General features: G+C 69.9%; 15 protein-coding genes. 9 read left to right on the top strand and 6 right to left on the bottom strand.

The features are described 5' to 3' along the window. The first annotated feature begins 143 nt into the window (after positions 1 to 143). The gene (gene recX / locus ON29_RS18770; RefSeq protein ID WP_083863761.1) at positions 144 to 728 is read left to right on the top strand and encodes a recombination regulator RecX; all 585 of its coding nucleotides are present in this window, start codon (positions 144 to 146) and stop codon (positions 726 to 728) included. A 333-nt stretch (positions 729 to 1061) separates the two neighbouring features. On the opposite strand, the gene ON29_RS18765 is transcribed toward recX, so the two are convergent. The 5 genes from ON29_RS18765 to ON29_RS18745 all read right to left on the bottom strand — a co-directional run bounded on the left by ON29_RS18765 (position 1062) and on the right by ON29_RS18745 (position 4814). After that, positions 1062 to 1286 carry a hypothetical protein gene (locus ON29_RS18765; RefSeq protein WP_040867935.1) on the bottom strand — a complete coding sequence of 75 codons (225 nt, stop codon included), beginning with the start codon at positions 1284 to 1286 and terminating at the stop codon, positions 1062 to 1064. A gap of 214 nt (positions 1287 to 1500) precedes the next feature. Beyond that, on the bottom strand, positions 1501 to 2403 hold the full coding sequence (locus ON29_RS18760) for an amino acid ABC transporter permease (RefSeq protein ID WP_040867933.1): 903 nt from the start codon (positions 2401 to 2403) through the stop codon (positions 1501 to 1503). Positions 2404 to 2422: 19 nt separating this feature from the next. Continuing rightward, on the bottom strand, positions 2423 to 3103 hold the full coding sequence (locus tag ON29_RS18755) for an amino acid ABC transporter permease (RefSeq protein WP_040867931.1): 681 nt from the start codon (positions 3101 to 3103) through the stop codon (positions 2423 to 2425). A gap of 99 nt (positions 3104 to 3202) precedes the next feature. Then, on the bottom strand, positions 3203 to 4039 hold the full coding sequence (locus ON29_RS18750) for a glutamate ABC transporter substrate-binding protein (RefSeq protein WP_040867930.1): 837 nt from the start codon (positions 4037 to 4039) through the stop codon (positions 3203 to 3205). A gap of 46 nt (positions 4040 to 4085) precedes the next feature. Continuing rightward, positions 4086 to 4814 carry an amino acid ABC transporter ATP-binding protein gene (locus ON29_RS18745; protein ID WP_040868004.1) on the bottom strand — a complete coding sequence of 243 codons (729 nt, stop codon included), beginning with the start codon at positions 4812 to 4814 and terminating at the stop codon, positions 4086 to 4088. Between the two features lie 259 nt (positions 4815 to 5073). Between ON29_RS18745 and miaB the strand changes: the two genes are divergently transcribed. Together miaB and ON29_RS18735 are read left to right on the top strand one after the other, a co-directional pair. Then, entirely contained in the window at positions 5074 to 6621 is a 1548-nt protein-coding gene (gene miaB, locus ON29_RS18740; protein ID WP_217999213.1) for a tRNA (N6-isopentenyl adenosine(37)-C2)-methylthiotransferase MiaB, read from the top strand. Continuing rightward, positions 6618 to 7328, top strand: a complete 711-nt coding sequence (locus tag ON29_RS18735) for an Rv2732c family membrane protein (protein WP_245549010.1) — start codon at positions 6618 to 6620, stop codon at positions 7326 to 7328. Before miaB ends, ON29_RS18735 begins: the two co-directional genes overlap by 4 nt. A 63-nt stretch (positions 7329 to 7391) precedes the next feature. Here the strand turns inward: ON29_RS18735 and ON29_RS18730 are convergent, their stop codons facing one another. Further along, positions 7392 to 8768 (bottom strand): DUF349 domain-containing protein, encoded by a 1377-nt coding sequence (locus ON29_RS18730; protein WP_040867928.1) that lies wholly within the window; start codon positions 8766 to 8768, stop codon positions 7392 to 7394. Between the two features lie 241 nt (positions 8769 to 9009). Between ON29_RS18730 and ON29_RS36685 the strand changes: the two genes are divergently transcribed. From ON29_RS36685 to ON29_RS18700, 6 genes are all read left to right on the top strand, one after another. Next, on the top strand, positions 9010 to 9774 hold the full coding sequence (locus ON29_RS36685; RefSeq protein WP_040867927.1) for a class III extradiol ring-cleavage dioxygenase family protein: 765 nt from the start codon (positions 9010 to 9012) through the stop codon (positions 9772 to 9774). Beyond that, entirely contained in the window at positions 9771 to 10703 is a 933-nt protein-coding gene (gene miaA / locus ON29_RS18720; protein ID WP_040867926.1) for a tRNA (adenosine(37)-N6)-dimethylallyltransferase MiaA, read from the top strand. The genes ON29_RS36685 and miaA overlap by 4 nt, the downstream gene beginning before the upstream one ends. After that, positions 10700 to 11536, top strand: a complete 837-nt coding sequence (locus ON29_RS18715) for a TrmH family RNA methyltransferase (RefSeq protein WP_040867925.1) — start codon at positions 10700 to 10702, stop codon at positions 11534 to 11536. Before miaA ends, ON29_RS18715 begins: the two co-directional genes overlap by 4 nt. 32 nt (positions 11537 to 11568) lie before the next feature. Continuing rightward, positions 11569 to 12450: a diaminopimelate epimerase gene (gene dapF / locus ON29_RS18710; protein ID WP_040867999.1), complete on the top strand. Its 882-nt coding sequence runs from the start codon at positions 11569 to 11571 to the stop codon at positions 12448 to 12450. 189 nt (positions 12451 to 12639) lie between these two features. Next, the gene (hflX, locus tag ON29_RS18705; RefSeq protein WP_051175362.1) at positions 12640 to 14067 is read left to right on the top strand and encodes a GTPase HflX; all 1428 of its coding nucleotides are present in this window, start codon (positions 12640 to 12642) and stop codon (positions 14065 to 14067) included. Positions 14068 to 14452: 385 nt separating this feature from the next. Beyond that, on the top strand, positions 14453 to 15349 hold the full coding sequence (locus ON29_RS18700) for a lysophospholipid acyltransferase family protein (RefSeq protein WP_051175353.1): 897 nt from the start codon (positions 14453 to 14455) through the stop codon (positions 15347 to 15349). Positions 15350 to 15740: the final 391 nt, after the last annotated feature.

The following is a 15740-nucleotide window of genomic DNA, read 5'->3' as shown; positions in this document are numbered from 1 at the left end:
GTGGCCGGCCGCGCGGACAGGATTCCGAGCTCGTCCGGAGTACCGAAGGTGGTTCGGTTGCGCCGGACACCATGGGAACTCGGCCGGACGCGTCCGATCCGCAGCGGGCGCGTCCGGCTGGGTCCCGTCGCGGTCACCGCGGCATGCGGGGGCGTGCCGACTCGTCCTCGACCGACTCCGACCGGCCCGAGGGCCGATCGGCCGATCCGGTGGCGGCCGGATCCGAGGGCGGGACGGTCGAGCAGGCGAAGGAGGCGTGTCTCCGCTTGCTCGCCGTCCGCGCCCGCAGTCGTGCCGAACTGGCCCAGCGTCTCGCCGCCAAGGGGTATTCGCCCGAGGTGAGCGAACGGGCGCTCGATCGCCTCACCGAAGTGGGCCTCATCGATGATGCCGCTTTCGCCGAGCAATGGGTGCACTCCCGCCACGCCTTCTCCGGTAAAGGCAAGCAGGCGCTCGCTCAGGAACTCCGGCGCAAGGGCGTCGCGCAGTCGGATGCCGCCGCCGCCCTCGACGCCATCACCACCGACGACGAGGAGGCACGGGCCGGTGAGCTGGTCCGCCGCAAATTACGCTCCTTGCCGCGAGACCTGGACCGGGACAAGATGATTCGTCGTCTCGTCGGCATGCTCGCCCGGCGTGGATACAGCCAGGCCACGGCCTATCGGGTGGTCAAAGCCGAATTGATCGATCGAGGGGTCGAGGGCGACCTCGACGAGCCTGTCGACTGAGCTTCCGGCCTTGGCCGCTGGCGGTGATGGCGCGCCACGCTTCACCGCTCGATAAGACAGCGGCTCGGCCCCGATCGCGCGAAGCCGTATCCCGCTCATAACTGCGTTCCACGCCGGTCGGATACGCGGGATACCGATGGTAGGTGCGGCTACCGGCTCGGTGCCTGCGGCTAGCGGAATCTGGGGCGGCTGCGGCGTTTTCGATCACTTCGCTGATTGTCGCTGCTCGGACAGCCGATCGGGGCGCGGCCCGCGGCGGTCGAGGTCAGCACCCTTCGTACCGCCGCCGCGGAGGTGCACCGCTGCGTGGGTTTCGGCTGCGGCATCGCCGGTCTACCCCTCTCCGGTGTCGGCGGATAGACCGGCGGCCTCGATACCCGCTCCGGCGGCGCGTTCGTCCTCCGAGGATGTGGCGGTGCCGGTCACTCCGACCACGCCGCGGATCCCACCGGCCGTGTGCCGGATGAAGACACCGACCCGCGCGGGGCCAGCGCGGCGCAGTTCGCCAGGGAAGGGTAACGACTCGTCGAACAGTAGGTCGGAGGTACGGCTGGTCATCGATCATCAACTCCCGCAGGTACGAAGCACTGATGACCGTCCCACCGGTCGAATACCGGGGATCGGCTTATGCCTACGAGATTGGCGGGACGCCGCCGAGTGCACGAGTGTTGCGCTCAGCTCGAGCGCAACACCCCGGCGCCTCCATCGGTGCCGCCCGGTATTGCCGCGCAGTAACCAGTTCGCTTGCGCGGCAACGACTCCGCCGGTCGGCTCAGGGCTTCTTGCCGATGTCGAAGCCGGGTGCGGCGTCGGTGATGATCGAGTCCGCAGCGACGACGGCGCCGCCGCCCTTGCCACGTTTGCGCGCCCGCAGCCGTCGCTCGAGCCTGGTGGCAACGAGCGTCAACGCGCTGTTGAGGGCGATCATGATGATCGCGATGATGATCAGCGCCGGAATCGTGTTCTGTTCGGCCGCGCCGAGTTGCTGGCCCGAGCGCACCACCTCGACGTAGGTGATCTGGTAGCCCAGCGCCGAGTCCTTCAGCGCGACCACCATCTGCGAGATCAGCGCGGGCAGCATCGCCGTGACCGCCTGCGGCAGCAGGATCAATCGCATCAGCTGGTTCTTGCGCATGCCGAGCGCGACCGCCGCCTCGGTTTGTCCTTTCGGCAGCGAGCGGATGCCCGCTCGCACGATCTCCGCGATGACCGAGGCGTTGTAGATGGTCAAGGCGGTGACCACCGCCGCGAGCGCGAGATCATCGGACTTGAACACGTCGTACTCGGAGTACACGGCGAACAGGAAGATCATCAGAATCAGCACCGGGATGGCACGCGCCACCTCCACGATCGCCCCCGCGACCCAGCGCACGATGCGATGATCCGACAGCCGCAGGACGCCGAATACCATGCCGAGGAGCAACGCGCACACGATGGACAGCAGCGCGGCCACGATCGTGCCGCGCAGACCGGGCAGCAGATAGGTCGACCAGACCTCGGCTTCCAGGAACGGCTTCCACTTCTCCGCGGTGAACTGCCCCTTGTCGGCGAAACCGCGGTAGAGCAGCCAGCCTGCCGCGGCCACCACGGCCAGTACCAGCACCGAGTAGATATTGTTGCGCAGTCTCGCCTTCGGGCCCGGCGCGTCGAACAGGACCGAAGCGCCCGCGCTCATACCCGCGCCTCGCTGACGCTCATCGAGCCACCTCGTACTTCTTGGCCAGCCAGCCGAAGAACAGGCCGGTCGGCAGGGTCAGGATCACGAAGCCGAGCGCGAAGATCGCGCCGATCGCCAGGACCGCGGCTTCGGTCTCGGTCATTTCCGCCATCAGCGTCGCCGCTTCGGCGACACCGATGGCCGAGGCGATGGTGGAGTTCTTGGTCAGCGCGATCAGGACGCTGCCCAGCGGGGCGATGACAGAACGGAATGCCTGCGGCAGCACGACCAGCCGCAGGTTCTGCAGGAATCCGAGGCCGAGCGAGCGCCCCGCCTCGGACTGGCCCATCGGTACGGTGTTGATGCCCGCACGCAGCGACTCGCAGACGAAGGCGGCGGTGTAGATGCTCAAGCCGACGACTGCGAAGCGGAAGTTGTTCTGCGCCAGAGAGTCCGGCCCCTCACCTGCGAGGCGCCAGCCCATCGTCGTGTAGAGGCCGAGCGACATGAACACGATGATCAGCGTGAGCGGGGTGTTGCGGAAGATGGTGACGTAGGCCGTGCCGACCCAGCGGGCGACGGGCACGGGAGACACGCGCAAGCCCGCGACGACAGTGCCCAGGATCAGCGCGCCGACCGCGGAGAGCGCGGTCAGTTGGATTGTCACCCAGAATGCTTCGAGGATTTGGTCGTCATACCTCGAGATCAGGTCGAACACGGCGGACGCGTCCCTCCGATCAGGTCTCGATGGTCAGGGAAGTGCGGCGGGTGGCCCGCGCCGGGCCGGGGCCGGGCCACCCGTCCGTATGCGGGGAGGTCAGTACCGATTCACGGTCGGCGGCTGCGGGGCCTGGTAGCCGGACGCGCCGACGGTCGAATCGAAGGCCTTCTTCCAGGAACCGTCGGCGATCATCGCCTCGATGGCATCGTTGATCTTGTCCCGCAGTTCCTTGTCGCCCTTCTTCAACCCGATGCCGTAGTTCTCCGTGGTGAACGGCTTGCCGACCACCTTGAACGCGCCGCTGCTCTGCGCGGCGTAACCGGCCAGGATGATGTCGTCGGTGGTCACCGCGTCCCAGGACCCGGCGCGCAGGCCCTCGAGGCAGAGCGAGTAGGTGTCGTTGGTCTGCAGCTGGGTGTCGGGGAAGTTCTTCTCGATGTTCTGGGCCGGCGTGGAGCCCTTCACCGAGCAGACCTTCTTGCCCTTGAGGTTGTCCGGGCCGTTGATGTCGGCGTTGTCGGCCCGCACCAGCAGCGATTGCCCGGCGATGTAGTACGGACCGGCGAAGTCGACCTTGTCCTTGCGCTTGTCGTTGATCGAGTAGGTGGCGACGATGTAGTCGACCTGCCCGTTCTCGATCAGCGTCTCGCGCTGCGGCGACGGCGCCTCCTTGAACGTGATCTGGTCCGGTTGCACGCCCAGTTTCCCTGCGACGTACTTGGCCACCTCGACATCGAAGCCGCTGTAGGACCCGTCCTTGTTCCGCAGGCCCAGACCGGGCTGATCGAACTTGATGCCGATGGTGAGTTTGCCGTCCTTGGCGTTGTCCAGGGCGGACTTGTCGCCGCCGCCGCCGCATGCGGTGGCTGTCGCGGCGGCGAGTGTCAGGGCGATCGCTCCGACGCCGATGCGCAGAGCGCGATTGATCCTCATCGAGTTCCTTCTCCCTATCCGTGGGTGCTGGCCGCTGTCCGGCAGATCAGTGGCTCAAAATCTTGCCCAGGAAGTCTCTGGCCCGCTCCGATTTCGGGGCGGTGAAGAACGCCTCCGGCGGCGCGTCCTCCACCACCTGGCCGTCGGCCATGAAGAGCACCCGGTTCCCGGCGCGGCGCGCGAAGCCCATCTCGTGGGTGACGACCAGCATCGTCATCCCCTCCTTGGCCAGCGACACCATCACCTCGAGCACTTCGTTGACCATCTCCGGGTCCAGCGCGGAGGTCGGCTCGTCGAACAGCATCACCTTCGGGTTCATCGCCAGCGCCCGGGCGATGGCGACGCGTTGCTGCTGCCCGCCCGACAGCTGTGCGGGGTACTTGTCGGCCTGATCGGCGATGCCGACCCGGTCGAGCAGTTGCATCGCGCGGGCGCGGGCGTCGTCCTTCTTCACCTTGCGGACCTTGACCGGCGCGAGCATGACGTTCTCGACGATCGTCTTGTGCGCGAAAAGGTTGAACGACTGGAAGACCATGCCTACGTCGGCGCGCAGGGCGGCCAGCGCGCGGCCCTCGGCGGGCAGGGCGACACCATCGATGGCGATGTCCCCGGAGTCGATCGGTTCCAGCCGGTTGATGGTGCGGCACAGCGTCGATTTACCGGAGCCCGACGGGCCCAGAACGATGACGACCTGCCCTTTCGGGACCTCCAGGGTGATGTCCTTGAGTACGTGCAGGTCGCCGAAGTGCTTGTCCACATTGTGCATCGAGATCATCGGCGGCGCGCTGGTGGCGGCGCTGACGTCCCCGGCAGAGGCGTCCCCGGTCGTCCCGGGAGCGGCGGCGTCGTCGGTCATGGTCATGACCTTAGGCAAAAATCGGGGATTTGCCCGGCTTTCCGCGACACACCGTCTCGCCGCGCCGATTCGACATGTGCGCGTAACCTCACAGTCCCGTCGGCGTCGGCGGTAGACGCCCCGGAGCCTGCGCCGATGCGCGCGAAAACCCCCGGAGGCCGCCCCGTACCCTGGATGGGTGGATTCGATCGGACAGGCACTGTCGGCTCCCTCCGAGGGCACAGCACGCAGTTACGAGGTCCGCACCTTCGGCTGCCAGATGAACGTGCACGATTCCGAACGCTTGTCGGGTTTGCTGGAGGACGCGGGATATGTGAAGGCCGCGCCCGGCGCGACGGCCGACCTCGTCGTCTTCAACACCTGCGCGGTGCGCGAGAACGCCGACAACAAGCTCTACGGCACGCTCGGTCACCTGGCGCCGACCAAGGCGAGCCGTCCGGGCATGCAGATCGCCGTCGGCGGCTGCCTGGCGCAGAAGGATCGCGACGTCGTGGTGCGCAAGGCGCCGTGGGTGGACGTGGTCTTCGGCACCCACAACATCGGCTCGCTGCCGGTGCTGCTGGAGCGGGCCCGGCACAACCGGGAAGCCCAGGTGGAGATCCTGGAGTCGCTGGAGGCGTTCCCGTCCTCGCTGCCCGCCAAGCGCGAATCCGCCTACGCGGGCTGGGTTTCCATCTCGGTCGGCTGCAACAACACCTGCACCTTCTGCATCGTGCCCGCCCTGCGCGGCAAGGAGGTCGACCGCCGCCCCGGTGACGTGCTCGCCGAGGTGCGGGCGCTGGTGGACCAAGGGGTGCTCGAGGTGACGCTGCTCGGCCAGAACGTGAACTCCTACGGGGCGTCGTTCGCCGACCCGAGCGAGCCGCGCGACCGCGGCGCGTTCGCCAAGCTGCTGCGCGCGTGCGGGCACATCGACGGTCTGGAGCGGGTGCGCTTCACCTCGCCGCACCCGGCCGAGTTCACCGACGACGTGATCGAGGCCATGGCCGAGACCCCGAACATCTGCCCGCAGCTGCACATGCCGCTGCAGTCCGGTTCGGATCGGGTGCTCAAGGCGATGCGCCGCTCCTACCGTAAGGCCCGCTACCTCGGGATCATCGACAAGGTCCGCGCCGCGATGCCGCACGCCGCGATCACCACCGACATCATCGTGGGCTTCCCCGGCGAGACCGAAGAGGATTTCCAGGAGACCCTCGATGTCGTGCGGCAGGCGCGTTTCACCAGCGCCTACACCTTCCAGTACTCCAAGCGGCCCGGTACGCCCGCCGCGGACATGCCCGGCCAGCTGCCCAAGGCCGTCGTGCAGGAGCGCTACGACCGCCTCATCGCGCTGCAGGAGGAGATCTCCTTGGCCGCCAACCGGGAACTGATCGGCGCCGAGGTGGAGTTGCTCGTGGCCGAGGGCGCGGGCAAGAAGAACGCCGCGACCGCGCGCATGAGCGGCCGCGCCCGCGACGGCAGGCTGGTGCACTTCCGGCCGGGCGGCACCGCCGAGCCGATTCGCCCCGGCGACCTGGTCACGGTCGACATCACCGCCGCGGCGCCGCACCACCTCGTCGCCGATGCCGCGATCAAGACGCACCGCCGCACCCGCGCCGGTGACGCGCACGAACGCGGTGTCACGCCGAAGACCGCGCCGATCGGCGTTGGACTCGGGCTGCCCCGCATCGGCGCGCCGACGCCGGAACCCGCGGCCGCGGGCTGCTCGACCGGCTGCGGCGCATGACCACCGGCCCGGACGACGACGCCACCCGTGATGGCGACGGGGCGGTTCCCCCGCCCGGTGACGACGCGTTCGCGGCGCGGCACCGGCCCGGCAGCCGCGACGCAGACGAACGAAACGAGGACTCAGTGAGCTCGGTCGAGAGCACCGGCGATTTCGAACAGTTCCGCGACGATCTCGACGCCGTCGAGCGCAAGATCGCCGGTGAGATCGATCCCGGCATCCGCGCCATGGTTGTGGCGGGTGCGGTGTTCCTGCTGCTGGCCTCGCTGGTCCTGCCGCACGCGGGCGCCGCGCGCGGCTTCGACGTGCTGTTGAACACCGACGTCGCGCGGGCCGAGCACATCGGGCTTCCCTCGCGGGTCTTCGTCTGGTTCCTCGTGGTCTTCGGCATCGGGTTCTCGATGCTGGCGCTGATGACCCGCCGCTGGGTGCTGGCCTGGATCGCCGTCGCGGGCAGCGCCGTGGCAAGCGTGTTCGGCGTGCTCTCGATCTGGCACCGCCAGACCCCCGGCGTGGGCAACTACATCGGCGCGGGCCCCGGCATCGGGCTGATCCTGGGCGCGATCGTGACCGTCGTGCTCACCTTCCACTGGGTCCGCGTGGTGTGGAGCCGCACCACGCTGCACCTGGCCGCCGAGGAGCAGCGCCGCAACGCCGCCGCGGCCGCGGAGGAACGCGACCGGCGTCGCCTCATGGGCGACTCCTGAGCTGATCGCGCACACGAGCGGCCCTTCCCGATGGGAAGGGCCGCAATCGTCGATCGAGCGAACTCAGCGGTTGCTGACGGCGCCTTCGGCGGCCTCGGCCCACTCCCGCCACTGCTTGGCCTGCTCCAGCGCCTTCTCCGCGTCGCGCGCGTTGCCCGCGGCCTGCGCTTTCGCCGCCTGCTCCTCGAACTGCGCCACGCGCTCGCGGAACTGGGCGGCGCGGGCCATCGCCTCGGGGTCGGTGCGCCGCCACTGCGCGTCCACGGCGTCGCGCACGCGCTTCTCGATCGCCCGCAGCTTGCCTTCCAGTTCCTGCATGCGCTCGCGCGGCACCTTGCCGATGGCGTCCCACTTCTCCTGGAGCTCGCGCAGCGCACTGCGGGCCACTTCCAGATCGGCGGACGGATCGATGAAGGCGTAGGCGCTCAGCAGTTCCTCTTTGGCGGTCGCGTTCTGTTCGAACTCGGCGTCGCGCTCGGAGACGGCGGCGTTGCGGGCGGCGAAGAAGACATCCTGCGCGCTCTTGAAGCGCCGCCACAGCGCCTCGTCGGCCTCGCGTGGCGCGCGCCCGGCGGCCTTCCACTCGGCGAGCAGATCGCGGAAGACGCCCGCGGTGGCCACCCATTCGGTGGAACCGGACAGTTCCTCGGCCTGCACGCACAGCTCTTCCTTGCGCGACTTCGCGGCGGCGCGTTCGCGATCCAGCTCGGCGAAGTGCGCGCCGCGGCGGCGGTTGAACGCCTCACGGGCCTTGGAGTAGCGCTTCCACAACGCGTCGTCCACCTTGCGGTCCACGCCCCGGATGGACTTCCACTCGTCGAGGATCTCGCGCAGCCGATCGCCCGCGGCCTTCCACTGGGTGGACTCGGCGGCGATCTTCTCCGCCTCCGCGGCCAGCGCCTCCTTGCGCTCGGTGTGCTCGTGCCGGGCGCGTTCCTTCTCTTCCTTGGCGTGCGCGGCGGCTTCTTCGGAATGCTCGGCGATGGCCTGCAAGCGCCGGCCCAGCCCCTCGATGTCCCCGATCACCGCGGCGGTCGGCAGCGACTCGGCCAGCGCCACGGCGGCGGCCTTGGTCTTGCGCGCGTCCGCACCCGCGGCCAGCCGCGCCTCCAGCAGGGCGACCTCGGTGGCCAGGTCGTCGAACCGGCGGCCGAAGTGGGCCAGACCCTCCGTGGCGTCACCGGCCTGCCACGAGCCGACCTGGCGTTCGCCCTCGGGGGTCTTCACCCAGGCGGTGCCGTCCTCGTCGACCCGGCCCCACCGGCTCGGATCGGAGACGCTGGGGACCACGACGGGATGGGGATGCTGCTGGGCGGGGCCCGGGGCGGGTTTGACCGCGTGCGGCTTCGGCGGTGGAATCGAGCGGCCCGGTTTCGGGGCACCGGAAGAACGGGGCATCTTGCCGGGGCCGGCTTTCGCGGTTCCGTTGCTGTCGGTCATCTTTCCTCGTCCCTGCCGCGCGTCACGGCTGCCTGGTTACGCCCTAGCTCATCCCATTCAACCCGGTCCGAGCCCTTGTGACCATCGACCCATGCCTTCCCGAGGAGGAATCCCGGGGGTTTCCAACCCCTGATGACCTGGGTTGTAGCTCCTCGAACACTATCAATCCCGGCGGTATTTCCGGCAGAGACACTCGAAGCCGGGCGGTACCGGTGGTCCCGGCAACGACTACGGTTACGACGTGTTCTCCGTCGCCGTTCTCGTTCCGTCGCCACCCGTGCTGGTCCCCGAGCTCTGCGGCGGCGTGGCGGACGCGGTGGGAGCGGGCGATCCGGACCCGCGCGCGGTGCTGCGGTCCGCTGTGGTCGACGCCGTACGCGCCTTCGCCGCCGTGGCGCAGCGCTGGACGGTGCTCGGCGTCGGCGCAGGTGAGAGCACGTTCGGTCCGGAGACCGCGGGCACGTTCCGCGGATTCGGCGCCGACGTGCGCGTCGGGCTCTCCGGCGCTGCGGTCGCCGCGGCGCGGCGGGCCGATGCCGGCCTGCCGTTGGCCGTGCTGATCGGGGGATGGCTACGCGGGCAGGTCGCCCCCAGCGCAACCGCCGAGGCGCGCATCGTCCCCGCGGACGCGACGGCGGAGCACTGCCGCGAGGCCGGGGCGAAGCTGCGCGCCGATCTGGACGGCGATGCCGCGCCGCGCGGTGTGCTGGTCGTCGCGGACGGCGCCGCGACACTGTCCACCAAGGCGCCCGGTTACCTCGACGAACGGGCCCGGCCGGTGCAGGACCGGCTGGACCACGCCCTGAGCACGGGGGATCGCGCCGCGCTGCGGGCACTCGATCCCGGCCTGTGCGCCGAACTGAGCCTCTCGGGACGCGCCGCCTACCAGGTGCTGGCCGGGCTGTTCCTGGCCGACCCGGTGGTCGAGACGCGGTACTGCGATGCCCCGTTCGGGGTCGGTTACCACGTGAGCATCTGGCGGCCCGCGGAGGGCGAGGCGCCGTGACCGATTCCGGTATCACTCCGATCGCGGTGGTCGGTCCCACCGCCACCGGCAAATCCGATCTCGCCCTCGATCTGGCCGAACGGCTCGGCGGCGAGATCGTGAACATCGACGCCATGCAGCTCTACCGCGGCATGGACATCGGCACCGCGAAGCTGCCGCTCGCGCAGCGTCGGGGCATTCCGCATCATCAGCTCGACGTGCTCGACGTGACGGATACCGCGTCCGTGGCCGCCTATCAGGCGGCGGCGAGCGCGGACGTCGTCGCGATCATGGGGCGCGGCCGGGTGCCCGTCATCGTGGGCGGTTCGATGATGTACGTCCAGGCGCTGCTGGATGAGTGGGAGTTCCCGGCCACCGATCCGGCCGTCCGGGCGCGCTGGGAGGCGATGCTCGCCGAGCGGGGTGTCGCGGCCGTGCACGCGGCGCTGCGCGCGGCCGATCCGGCGGCCGCGGCCACCATTCTGCCCACCGACGGCCGTCGCATGGTGCGGGCGCTCGAGGTCGTCGAACTCACCGGACGGCCGTTCGCCGCCTCGGCGCCGACTATCGGGCCGCCCCGCTGGGGCACCGTCATCATCGGTGTGGACCGGGAGACCGCGGCCTTGGACGAGCGCATCGAGCGGCGCACCGCGGCGATGTTCGAGGGCGGGCTGGTCGAGGAGGTGCGCGGCCTCATCGAGCACGGCCTGCGCGAGGGCGTCACGGCGCGGCGTGCCATCGGCTACGCACAAGTCCTGGCCTATCTGGACAACGAATACGACCTGAGCCACGCTCAGGAACGCACCCTGATCGGTACCCGGCGCTACGTGCGCAGGCAACGCTCCTGGTTCCGGCGCGATCCTCGGGTGCGGTGGGTGGACGGCGCCGCGCCGGAACCGGCCGCGATGGCGCTGGCCCTGCTCGAAGAGAAAGAACGGACTCCGCAGTGACCCGACGTGTGAGCACACGCAACGCCTCCGTCCAGGTGTGGCAGGCATATCTCAACAACCGCACCAAGCGTCATCGCGACGGTCGTTTCCTGGTGCAGGGGGTGCGTCCGATCACGCAGGCCGTGGCCAACGACTGGCCGCTGGAGACGTTGTTGTACCGCCTGGGCGGCCCGGAGCTGTCGGGCTGGGCGCGTGAAGTGCTGGACACCAGCAGCGTGCCGCAGGTCGGCCTGGTGCCCGAGCTGATGGCCGAACTCGGCGAGAAGTCCGGGGGGATACCGGAACTCGTGGCGGTCGCGGAGTCGCGGCAGCCCGAGCTGGAGACCTTCGAACCGGGTGAGCCCGGGGAGGACGCGCCGGTGGTCGTGGTGTTCGACCGGCCCAACTCACCGGGCAATCTCGGTACCCTCATCCGCTCGGCCGACGCGTTCGGGGCCTGCGGCGTCATCGTCACCGGGCACGGCGCCGACCAGTACGACCCGCAGGCCGTACGGGCCTCGACCGGTTCGCTGTTCGCCGTGCCGGTGATCCGCGCCGCCGGGCCCCCGCAGGTGCTGGAGTTCCGCAACCGGCAGGTGCGCCGTGGCATTCCGACCCGCATCGTGGGGACCGACGAGCACGCCACGCACGCCGCCTACGACTACGACTTCACCGACGCGACCATCCTGGTCGTCGGCAACGAGACCAGCGGGATGAGCGCCGCCTGGCAATCGGCCTGCGACGACATGGTGTACATCCCGATGGGCGGGACGGCCAGCTCGCTGGGGGCGCCCTCGGCGGCCGCGGTGGCGCTCTACGAAATTTCCCGGCAGCGCCGGACGTTTGCCAAGTGACGACGAGTAGGGAGACATCGCCCGTGCCGGATATCGAGTTCACCAAGGGTCACGGCACCCAGAACGATTTCGTGGTGCTGCCGGACCAGGGGGCCGACCTGGCGCTGACGGCCGCACGGGTCGGCGCGCTGTGCGATCGCCGCCGCGGGCTCGGCGCGGACGGCGTGCTGCGGGTCGCGCGCGCCGGTGCGCTGCTGGCCGCCGGGGTACTCGCGGAGATCCCGGAAGGCATCGGCGCCGACGACTGGTTCATGGATTACCGCAACGCCGACGGTTCGATCGCCGAGATGTGCGGCAACGGCGTGCGCGTGTTCGCCCACTACCTGAACGTGTCGGGACTGGAGACCCGCGACAGTTTCGTCGTCGGCAGCCGCGCAGGCGCGCGCCCGGTGACGGTGCATGCCGGGGACTCGGTCACCGGCGACGTCACCGTCGGTATGGGGCCTGTGCGCGAACTCGGCGCGTCCACCGCGACCCTCGCGGGCTGGGCGCTGCCCGGCATCGGCATCGACGTCGGCAATCCGCATCTGGCCTGCGTCGATCCGGGGATGTCCGCGGACGCGCTCGGGAAGCTCGACCTGACCGTGGCGCCCGGCTTCGATCCGGACCTCTTCCCGCACGGGGTCAACGTCGAGATCGTCACCGCCTTGGACGCCGATGGTTCGGTCGACATGCGGGTCTACGAGCGCGGTGTGGGCGAAACCCGTTCCTGCGGAACGGGAACCGTCGCCGCGGCCGCCGCGGCGCTGGCCGCCGACGGCTTCCGGATCGCCGCGGACACCGGCCGGGTGACGGTCCGGGTGCCCGGCGGTGAGCTGACCGTCGGGCTGGAGCGCGGCTCGGCGTGGCTGCGCGGGCCGTCGGTTCTGGTGGCCGCGGGCCGCCTCGGCGGATCGTGGTGGGACGGGCTGTGAGCGCCGCCCTCCGATAACCGCGTGCGTGCTGCGGTGATGTCGTGGCAGCATGGATGGTGTATGAGGAAATCAGAGACGTATGAATTCACTCCGGCGGACGCGAACGATCGCGCTGCCGAGGCGCCCGACGACGCCGTGACCGGCGACGATGCGGTGACCGGCGACGTGGTCGCCGAGCACGCCGCGCGGATGCACCGGTCCGGCTGGTCGGCCGATCCCACCGTCGGCGAGCTGCAACTCGAGGACCGCAGCTCGCTGCGGCGTGTGGCGGGCCTGTCCACCGAGCTCGCCGACATCACCGAGGTCGAGTACCGGCAGCTGCGCCTGGAGCGCGTCGTGCTGGTCGGTGTCTGGACCGCGGGTACCGCCGCGCAGGCCGAGGCGAGCATGGCCGAGCTGGCGGCGCTCGCCGAGACCGCGGGCTCCGAGGTGCTCGAAGCGCTGATCCAGCGCCGCGACCGGCCGGATCCGGCCACCTACATCGGCTCCGGAAAGGCCGAGGAGTTGCGCTCGGTCGTACTGGAGACCGGCGCCGACACCGTCATCTGCGACGGCGAGCTCACTCCGGCGCAGCTGACCGCCCTGGAGAAGGTGGTCAAGGTCAAGGTGGTCGACCGGACCGCGTTGATCCTGGACATCTTCGCCCAGCACGCCACCTCCCGGGAGGGCAAGGCGCAGGTCTCGCTGGCCCAGATGGAGTACATGCTGCCCAGGCTGCGCGGTTGGGGCGAGTCGATGTCCCGGCAGGCCGGTGGCCGCGCGGGCAGCAACGGCGGCGTGGGTCTGCGTGGTCCCGGTGAGACCAAGATCGAAACCGACCGTCGCCGGATCCGCGAGCGCATGGCCAAGCTGCGCCGGGAGATCCGGGAGATGAAGACCGCGCGCGACACGATGCGGGCGCGCCGCAACTCCAGCGGCATCCCGTCCGTCGCGATCGTCGGCTACACCAACGCGGGCAAGTCGAGCCTGATGAACAAGCTCACCGGCGCGGGCCTGCTGGTTCAGGACGCGCTGTTCGCCACCCTCGACCCGACCACCCGCCGGGCGGAGCTGGACGACGGGCGCGAGGTCGTCTTCACCGACACCGTCGGTTTCGTGCGGCATCTGCCCACGCAACTGGTCGAGGCGTTCCGTTCCACCTTGGAGGAGGTGACCGGCGCCGATCTGCTGCTGCACGTGGTGGACGGTTCCGACGCACTGCCCGCCGAGCAGATCAAGGCCGTCCGCGAGGTGATCACGGACGTGATCAAGGAATCCGGCACGCCCGCCCCGCCGGAACTGCTGGTGGTGAACAAGACCGACGCGATGGGGCCGACCGAGCTCACCAACCTGCGCGCGCTGCTGCCGGACGCGTCGTTCGTGTCCGCGCACACCGGTCGTGGCATCGACGCGCTGCGCGAGCGGCTCGCCGAAATGCTCGGCGGGCTGGACGTGGAGATCAGCGTGCTGCTGCCGTACACGCGCGGCGACCTGCTCGCCCGCATCCACGCCGACGGCCGCATCTTCGACTCCCACCATGAGGAGGGCGGAACCCGCGTTCACGCGCGCGTTCCGCACGCCTTGGCGGCCGCCCTGTCGGAGTACGCGCACGCGGGCACGGGGGAGTCAGGCGACTAGGCCACTTCGTGCGGGCACGCGGCCCAGCGCCACCGGGCGGCGGTGGGCGCGCTGGTGGTCGCCTGTGCTTCGTCACGTGTGCGCACGTCAGCCTGGGGCGCTCCGGCAGTTGTGCGCGGGTCGATCCGCTGACTCCCGCCTTGCCGGCGCTGTAGGCCGCCTGAGGTAGCCCGGCTGGCTGCCATATGGCTTCCCTCGGTGGAGTGGGCCTCGGTATGGGCGCCTCGGCGGGGCGATGACTTGCGAGTTCGCGACGGGCTTGCCGGAACGGCTGAACGAGCTGGTCGCTCGACCAAATGGGCGTGTCGCGATAGGACGCGCACATCCGGTGCGACGCAGTCGATTTCGTTGCGCTATCGTCATCGAATCGACACCAGGAGGGTTCATGTCGGACGCCCGTTCCGATTCCCGCACCCGGCGCTCCGGCGCCGCGAGCAGCGCCGATCCGGCGCTCACCGACGGTGCGCCGCTGTCGGTCGCGCTGACCGACACCGATCTGCGGGTGATCGACACCCTGCTCGCGCCGCTGCGCGCGTGGACCAGCCCGCGTTTCTACGGCCTGGAGAACATCCCCGCCGACGGCCCGGTGCTGCTGGTCGGTAACCACAACCTGCTTGGCGGCATCGACGCGCCGATGCTGCTGCCCGAGGTGCTGCGCCGCCGCGGCCGCCTGATCCGCGGTCTCGCCGAGAACGTGCTGATCAATGTCCCCGGTATACGTCACCTGCTGCACCACTACGGCGCGGTGCGCGGGACTCGGTCCAACTGCCTGGCCCTGCTGCGGCGCGGTGAAGCCGTGATGGTATTCCCCGGCGGCGGCCGGGAGGCGGTGCGCCGCAAGAACGAGAAGTACCTGCTGAAGTGGGAAGGGCGCAGCGGCTTCGCGCGTATGGCCATCGAAGCGGGCGCGCCCATCGTCCCGGTCGCGATGATCGGCGTCGACGACGCCTACGACATCGTGGTGGACGGCGACCATCCGATCCTGCGCCCGCTGCGCTGGACCGTGGAAGCGCTCGGCCTCAGCCGCGATCTCACCCCGCCGCTCATCCGCGGAGTCGGTCCCACCGTGATCCCGCGGCCGGAGCGCTTCTATTTCTCCGCGGGCGCGCCCATCGACCCGGCGCCATGGCGCGACGCGGCCGACATGCACGCCGCCGCGGTCGAGTTCCGTGACGTGGTGCGCAAGGCGCTGGAGGAGGAGATGAACTTCCTCTTCGCCGAACGGGCGCGGGATCAAGGCCGCACCCTGGTGGGTCGTGTGCGGGGTTGGCTGAACCTCTGACGGTTCGCCTGCCACCCCGGCTCTCGATCCGGTGGCTACCGATCCGACCGAGCGGGGTATGGGGTCGCTCCGGTGTAGTCGCCGCCGAGCGGGGACGAAGTCGACGGCGGATGCACTCCGAGTCCGGTCGGCACAACCGGTTCGCGGCGCCGAAGCCATAAGTGCAGCGAGCTCGATCGGCAGGTCGGCCCGTCGGACGCACCTGGATGTGATTGCGCCGCGTGATGGCGCCGGAGTGGGGTTGGTCCGCGCCTCCGTGATGCACCAGTTGTCGCGGGTCGCGTGGCACAGAAGGCGGCGGTGAAGGCTGGGTGGCCGTGGTGAACCGGTTGCGCATCAGAGCGCTCACCCACGTAGGTCTTCCGCATGGGTGGGCTGGCTCGAGCGTTCG

The organism is Nocardia exalbida NBRC 100660 (genome assembly GCF_000308575.1).
Classification (GTDB): domain Bacteria; phylum Actinomycetota; class Actinomycetes; order Mycobacteriales; family Mycobacteriaceae; genus Nocardia; species Nocardia exalbida.
This window is presented reverse-complemented; position numbering and strand designations above follow the sequence as displayed.

Bases quoted from the DNA above. Each gene is read 5' to 3' on its own strand.
- recX (WP_083863761.1), top strand. From the start codon at position 144: ATGCGGGGGCGTGCCGACTCGTCCTCGACCGACTCCGACCGGCCCGAG.
- ON29_RS18765 (WP_040867935.1), bottom strand. From the start codon at position 1,286: ATGACCAGCCGTACCTCCGACCTACTGTTCGACGAGTCGTTACCCTTC.
- ON29_RS18760 (WP_040867933.1), bottom strand. From the start codon at position 2,403: ATGAGCGCGGGCGCTTCGGTCCTGTTCGACGCGCCGGGCCCGAAGGCG.
- ON29_RS18750 (WP_040867930.1), bottom strand. From the start codon at position 4,039: ATGAGGATCAATCGCGCTCTGCGCATCGGCGTCGGAGCGATCGCCCTG.
- ON29_RS18745 (WP_040868004.1), bottom strand. From the start codon at position 4,814: ATGATCTCGATGCACAATGTGGACAAGCACTTCGGCGACCTGCACGTA.
- ON29_RS18735 (WP_245549010.1), top strand. From the start codon at position 6,618: ATGACCACCGGCCCGGACGACGACGCCACCCGTGATGGCGACGGGGCG.
- ON29_RS18730 (WP_040867928.1), bottom strand. From the start codon at position 8,768: ATGACCGACAGCAACGGAACCGCGAAAGCCGGCCCCGGCAAGATGCCC.
- hflX (WP_051175362.1), top strand. From the start codon at position 12,640: ATGCACCGGTCCGGCTGGTCGGCCGATCCCACCGTCGGCGAGCTGCAA.
- ON29_RS18700 (WP_051175353.1), top strand. From the start codon at position 14,453: ATGTCGGACGCCCGTTCCGATTCCCGCACCCGGCGCTCCGGCGCCGCG.